The organism is Streptomyces sp. NPDC088745 (assembly GCF_044751045.1).
In the GTDB taxonomy this organism is placed as follows: Bacteria; Actinomycetota; Actinomycetes; order Streptomycetales; family Streptomycetaceae; genus Streptomyces; species Streptomyces cremeus.
In genome coordinates this window covers 318,423-324,422 of sequence record NZ_JBIVLB010000010.1, presented here as the reverse complement: position 1 = coordinate 324,422, position 6,000 = coordinate 318,423, and the positions used below count along the sequence as shown (strand labels likewise).

6 protein-coding genes are annotated in these 6,000 nt (G+C 73.0%); 5 read left to right on the top strand and 1 reads right to left on the bottom strand.

Going from position 1 to position 6,000, the window contains the following annotated elements; all coding sequences use genetic code 11:
- From ACIP93_RS25700 to ACIP93_RS25690, 3 genes are all read left to right on the top strand, one after another.
- Window positions 1–696: catalase-related domain-containing protein (locus tag ACIP93_RS25700; protein ID WP_401762035.1), on the top strand; the 696-nt coding region annotated here is incomplete at its 5' end.
- Between the two features lie 516 nt (window positions 697–1,212).
- Complete coding sequence (locus ACIP93_RS25695; protein ID WP_401762033.1) at window positions 1,213–1,887, top strand: DUF998 domain-containing protein; 675 nt, start codon at window positions 1,213–1,215, stop codon at window positions 1,885–1,887.
- A gap of 34 nt (window positions 1,888–1,921) precedes the next feature.
- Window positions 1,922–2,131: a DUF4287 domain-containing protein gene (locus tag ACIP93_RS25690; protein ID WP_401762031.1), complete on the top strand. Its 210-nt coding sequence runs from the start codon at window positions 1,922–1,924 to the stop codon at window positions 2,129–2,131.
- Between the two features lie 73 nt (window positions 2,132–2,204).
- Here ACIP93_RS25690 and ACIP93_RS25685 read toward each other — a convergent pair whose 3' ends face one another.
- Complete coding sequence (locus ACIP93_RS25685; protein WP_345227977.1) at window positions 2,205–2,777, bottom strand: WHG domain-containing protein; 573 nt, start codon at window positions 2,775–2,777, stop codon at window positions 2,205–2,207.
- A gap of 89 nt (window positions 2,778–2,866) precedes the next feature.
- Here ACIP93_RS25685 and ACIP93_RS25680 point away from each other — a divergent pair, with 89 nt between their 5' ends.
- Both ACIP93_RS25680 and ACIP93_RS25675 read left to right on the top strand, forming a co-directional pair.
- Window positions 2,867–3,358, top strand: coding sequence for an FBP domain-containing protein (locus tag ACIP93_RS25680; RefSeq protein WP_345227410.1), 492 nt, complete (start codon window positions 2,867–2,869; stop codon window positions 3,356–3,358).
- 328 nt (window positions 3,359–3,686) lie between these two features.
- Window positions 3,687–5,828, top strand: a complete 2,142-nt coding sequence (locus ACIP93_RS25675; RefSeq protein ID WP_401762029.1) for a glucose PTS transporter subunit IIA — start codon at window positions 3,687–3,689, stop codon at window positions 5,826–5,828.
- Window positions 5,829–6,000 lie beyond the last annotated feature (172 nt).

The window sequence follows — 6,000 nt, the reverse complement described above, 5'->3', positions numbered from 1 at the left end:
GTGGCCGCGTACACCTTCGAGCTGAACAAGTGCTTCGAGCAGGGCATCAAGGAACGGGCGCTGAGGGTCCTCGCCAACATCGATGCCGACCTGTGTGCCCAGGTCGCCACCGGTCTGGGCCTGCCCGCCCCCCAGGCGACCGTCCCGCACGCATCGGTCGACCCCAGCCCGGCGCTCTCCCAGGTCGGCGGGGAATGGCCGGCCGACGGGCGGATCATCGGGATCGTCGCAGGCCAGGACCTCACCGGTCTGCGCGAGGTGCGCCAGGCGGTGCTGGACGCGGGCATGGTGCCGCTGGTCGTCGCGGCCACCGGCGGCACCCTCGACGACGGCACGGGCGAGCCGGTCACGGTCCAGCGCACCTTCACCACCGCCCGCTCCATCGAGTTCGACGCGATCCTGCTGGCCGGAACCCCCGCGGCGGGCGCGGACGCCTATGCCGCCCGCGACGCCAAGGCCGACGAGTCCCGCGCCCACGTCACCGACCCCCGCGTCCTGCTCCTGGTCTCCGAGGCATACCGCCACGGCAAGGCCATCGGCGGCTGGTCCGGCGCCCTGCACGTCCTGGAGGCGGCCGGCGTCCCGGACCTGGCACCGGGTGTGGTGCTCGGCGACGAGGGTCCCGCGGTGCTGGGCGAGCTCACCGGACTGCTGGCCAAGCACCGCGTCTGGGAGCGCTTCCCGACGGAGGTCTGAGCGCGAAGCGGTTCTGAACACACGGGTGTGGGGCGCCCCCGCCCCCGCCCGGGGGGGCCCCCCCCCCCCCCCCGGACAGGGCCCCCCCCCCCGGGCCGGGGGGGGGGGCCGTGGGGCGTGCCACCCCCCCCGCCCCCACCCCACGCCCGCGGCTCGGGCGCCGCCCCCGCTGTGGCGGGGGGGGGCTCGGGGGCCCCCCCCCGGGGGGGGGGCCCCCCCCCCCGGGGGGGGGGCCCCCCCACACCCGTACGCGTGAACGGGCCCGGCCGGCCGGGCGGTGCGGGTGTCACTGTCGCGAGTCCGGCCCGGCCGCCCGGTGCGGGTGTCGTCGCCGCGAGCCCAGTCCGCCGTCCGTCGCGGACACCGCCGCCGCGAGCCGCGCCGCCGCCCCGGCGCACCCCCGGGTTGTGACCCGCCCCACACCCCACCTGCGATGACTTTCCCCGCCGCCGCCGGTCCACCCATCACCCACACGGCGATGGACAAGACCGCCGCAGCGACGGAGAAGGACCGGACATGACGCCTGCGCTCACCTCCCCCGCCACCCGCACGGCCACCCCCGCCCGCACCGCCGTCATCCCCTCCCGTCCCGGCGACCACCGGGCCCTTCGCTGCGCCGTCGCGGCGGGGCCGCTCTTTCTCGGAGCGGGTGCGGCGCAGGCGCTCACCCGGGACGGCTTCGACCTCACCCGCAACGCGCTGAGCCAGCTCGCGCTGGGCGGAGCGGGCTGGGTCCAGGCCCTCAACTTCCTCGTCGCCGGAGCCCTGTTGCTCGTCGGCGCGAGCGGACTGCGCCGGACGCGAGCGGCGGGCAGGGGCGGCCCGGTCCTGATCGCCGTCTTCGGGCTGTCCTTCTGGGCGGCCGCCGCCTTCCCCGCCGACGCGGGCGCGGGCTTCCCCGTGGGCGCGCCGGAGGCGACCGCGATAACCGGTACCGGTGCCGCGCACATGGCCGCGGGCATGATCGGTTACCTTGCGCTGTGCGCCGCGTTCTTCGTACTGGCCCGCCCTCTCGCCGAGCGGGGGCACCGCACCTGGGCCGCGGCGTCGCGGGTCGTCCCGGCCGTGGTGCTCGCGGGCTTCACGGCCTCGGCCGTCTCGGTCCTGGCCTTCACCGCGGGTGCGGCGCTCGGACTCCTGTGGCTCAGCGCCGTACTGCTCCGGCTCACCGCCACCCCCGTACCGCACTGACCGACCAACCGCACTCCACAGCAGAGGACTTGACATGACGGACGCAGTGAAGGGCCCGGCCAGCTACTTCCCCTCGATCGAGAAGAAGTACGGCCGCCCCGTCTCCGAGTGGCAGGACCTGATCCGGGCCTCCCCGCTCACCAAGCACATGGAACTCGTCTCCTGGCTCAAGGGCGAACACGGCCTGGGCCACGGTCACGCCAACGCCCTGGTCGCCCACACTCTGGCCGAGACGCCCAAGTAGCACCTGCTTCCCGAAGGGCGGCCGCAGGCGCGGAGGACCTGGAGCGGGCCGGCACCGGCCCGCCGGGTCCGGCTCAGTGAGCCGTCGGCCAGGTGCGCAGCAACGTGTCCAGGGCGCGGACGATCTCCGTCCAGCTCTCCTGCGCGTCGGGCGCGCTCCGGGCGAAGCCCCCGGCCGACTCCAGCGTGACGTATCCGCTGAAGACGGCCCCCAGCAGCCGTACCGCGTGCGTCTCGTGCGGTTCGGCCAGACCGTACCCGCGCAGCACCGCCCGCGACATCTGCGCGTGCCGCACACCCGCGCCGCCGGCGGCGGTCTCGTCGTCGAGCGGGTAGCGGGCGGCGGTGAAGCGGCCCGGGTGGGCCAGGGCGTAGTCGCGGTAGGCGTCGGCGAAGGCGGTCAGGGCGTCCTTGCCCGCCCGTCCGGCCACCGCGAGGGCCGCCCGGTCGGCGAGTTCCTCCAGGGCGAGCAGGGCGATGCGGGTCTTGAGGTCGTGGGCGTTCCGCACGTGCGAGTACAGGCTCGCCGTCTTCACCCCGAACCTGCGGGCCAGCTCCGCCGGGGTCGTCCGCTCGAAGCCGATCTCGTCCGCCAGCTCGGCGCCCGCCCGCACCAGGCGTTCCGTGGTCAGTCCTGCCCGGGCCATGCCCACCTCCGCCTCGTCGTCCACGCCGTGTCCCTGTGGAGGAGATTATTCATTTGCCTAATGCCATTAGGCAAATTAGCGTTGCCGTTATGAAGCAGTTGACCGAACGAGAGATCCGCACCGCCTTCGTGAACTGCACGAAGGGCGAGGCCAAGCGGATGCACGTACCCCACGACCTGGCGGACCGCCCCTGGGACAAGCTGGACTACTTCGGCTGGCGCGATCCCCAGGCCATGGACCGGGCCTACCTCGTCGCCGAACTCGACGGCCGCCTGGTCGGCGTCCAGCTCCGCACCCCCGGCGCGGGTTCCTGGCAGAACCGGCCCAGCATGTGCCACGTCTGCATGACCGGCCGCACCGGCGGCGTCTCGCTGATGGTCGCGCCGAAGGCGGGCAAGGCCGGGCAGCAGGGCAACTCCACCGGCATCTACCTCTGCAGCGACCTCGCGTGCTCCCTCTACCTGCGCGGCCTGAAGGACGCGGGCGTCGGCTCCCGGCTGCACGAGTCCCTCACCCTGGAGGAGAAGGTCCAGCGCACCATGGCCAACCTCGCGGCGTTCGTCGCCACGGTGACCTCCTGACGCGGTCCACCGCGGCCGGGGCGGGGAGGCCGTTCACGGCCGGGCGGGGCGGAGGGTGCGGGGGCACCCCGGAGCAGGTGCTACAGTCGCCCTGATCGATCTCGATCGCAGGATTGTTACTCCCCGAGGACGTGACCGTTCATCGCCCCGCGCGATGCGACGGTGGCTCACCGCTTGAGGGGAGGCAAGGCCTGGGACGCGCCGCGTGCGCGACCCGGGCCTTTTTTGTTGCCCTGTGGTGGCTTTTGTCCTCACGCGGCGCGTATCCGGCGGACGAGGTCGCGGACCGATCCAGCACGGCACGTGCCCACAGGTGCAAGGACGCATCATGAACACACACGCAACGGGACCCGAGGCACTCGCGGAGAAGATCCTCCGCGGTGTCGGCGGCGCCGCGAACGTCGAGAGCCTCACGCACTGCGCGACGCGGCTGCGCTTCCAGCTCCACGACGGAGAGAAGGTCGACAAGGCCGCCCTCGACGCCCTGGACGGCGTCATGGGGACGGTGGCCCAGTCCGGCGACCGCTTCCAGATCGTCATCGGCGGAGCCGTCGCCCGCGTCTACTCCGCGATCACGGGCCTGCCCTCGATGACCGGCGGCGGCACTCCCCGCCCGCAGTCCGACGCCGAGGTCAAGGCCGCCGCCAGGGCCAAGGGCCGGGGCCGCTACGGCTGGGTCGACAACTTCTTCGAGTACCTCTCGGACTCGTTCCGCCCGCTGATGGGCGTGCTGCTCGGCTCCTCGCTGATCATCGCGATCGCCTCCGTGCTCGACGCGTTCGGCGTGGTCGACTTCCGGGCCGCCGACAAGTCCGCCACCTGGGTCTTCGTCGACGCCATGTGGCGCTCGGTGCTGTACTTCCTGCCGATCTTCGTCGCGTACAACGCGGCCAAGAAGCTGAAGATCGACCCGTGGGTCGGCGCCGCCGTGATGGCCGCGGTGATGACCCCGAACTTCACCGGGATGCTCAACAAGGACTCCGGCATCCCCGGCATCACCTGCACCACCAACGGCACCCTGGGCACCCAGGAGTGCGTGGCGCACGTCTTCGGGCTGCCGATGCAGCTCAACGACTACGGCGGCCAGGTCTTCGTGCCGCTGCTGATGGTCGCCCTGCTCGCCCTCGTCTACAAGGGCCTCCAGAAGATCTTCCCGGAGAACGTGCACATGGTCTTCGTGCCGTTCTTCAGCATGCTGATCATGATCCCGGTGACCGCCTTCCTCATCGGCCCGATGGGCATCTGGGCGGGCAACGGCCTCGGCGAGGGCCTGTCCTGGCTGAACGGCAACGCCCCGATCGTCTTCGCGATCATCATTCCGCTGATCTACCCGTTCCTGGTCCCGCTGGGCCTGCACTGGCCGCTCAACGCGCTGATGCTGGTCAACATCAACACCCTCGGCTACGACTTCATCCAGGGCCCCATGGGCGCGTGGAACTTCGCCTGCTTCGGCGCCACCGCCGGTGTGCTGCTGCTCTCCGTGCGCCACCGCGAGAAGGAGATGCGCCAGACCGCCACCGGCGCGCTCGCCGCGGGCCTCTTCGGCGGCATCTCGGAGCCCTCGCTGTACGGCATCCACCTGCGCTTCAAGCGGATCTACCCGCGCATGCTGGTCGGCTGCCTCGTCGGCGGCGTGCTGGTCGGCGTCCTCGGCGGGGTCGACACCAAGGCGTTCGCCTTCACCTCGCTGCTGACCATCCCGGTCTTCTCCCCGATGGCCACCTACGGCATCGCGATCACCGCGGCCTTCTTCGTCTCGATGGCCCTCGTGTACTTCTCCGACTTCCGTACGCCGCAGGAGCGCGCCGAGACCAACGCCGAGCGGGACGCGGCGGAGGGCGCGGGTGCGGCGGGCGCCGCCGACGCCGACATCGCCGCTCCCGCTGCCGCTGCCGCTGCCGACGACCGTGAGCTCGCTGCCGTCGGCGCCTCCGCCGCCGGTGCGTCGGCCGCCGCCCCGTCCGTCGGCGGCACCGCCGCCGCTGCCGCGTCCGGCGTCCCCCGCGCCTGTGGCAAGGAGACCGTCCTCGTCGCCCCGGTTGCGGGCCGCGTCATCAGCCTCGACGAGGTCCCGGACCCCGTCTTCGCCTCCCGCGCGCTCGGCGAGGGCGTGGGCGTCGAGCCCGCCGACGGCCGGGTCGTCGCCCCGGTCGACGGCGAACTGGTCACCGTCACCGCCACCGGGCACGCCTTCGGCATCCGCACCGCCGACGGGGTCGAGGTGCTCGTGCACGTCGGCATCGACACGGTGCAGATGAAGGGAGAGGGCTTCGACGTACGGGTCGAGGCCGGCCGGCGGGTGAGCGCGGGCGACCTCCTCGCCGAGGTCGACCTGGCCGCCATTCGTGCCGCCGGGCACCCGGCCGTCACCCTCATGACCGTCCCCAACACCGCCGACCTCGCCTCGGTCGAGCCGCACACCGGGCAGGACGTGAGCGCCGGCGCGCCGGTGGTGACCGTGCGCCGCTGACCGCGACGGCACAGGTGCGCCACGGTGCCCGCACGCGTCCCGCAGGGGGTGCGTGCGGGCACCGACACGGTTCGGGGGAGGATGGACCGTAGAGCGGGCAATGCATGATCATTGGCCGGAAACCGGGCCACGGACGAAGCCCCGCGGACGAAACCCGCGGACGAAACCCGCG

Bases quoted from the DNA above. Each gene is read 5' to 3' on its own strand.
- ACIP93_RS25675 (WP_401762029.1), top strand. From the start codon at position 3,687: ATGAACACACACGCAACGGGACCCGAGGCACTCGCGGAGAAGATCCTC.
- ACIP93_RS25690 (WP_401762031.1), top strand. From the start codon at position 1,922: ATGACGGACGCAGTGAAGGGCCCGGCCAGCTACTTCCCCTCGATCGAG.
- ACIP93_RS25695 (WP_401762033.1), top strand. From the start codon at position 1,213: ATGACGCCTGCGCTCACCTCCCCCGCCACCCGCACGGCCACCCCCGCC.
- ACIP93_RS25685 (WP_345227977.1), bottom strand. From the start codon at position 2,777: ATGGCCCGGGCAGGACTGACCACGGAACGCCTGGTGCGGGCGGGCGCC.
- ACIP93_RS25680 (WP_345227410.1), top strand. From the start codon at position 2,867: ATGAAGCAGTTGACCGAACGAGAGATCCGCACCGCCTTCGTGAACTGC.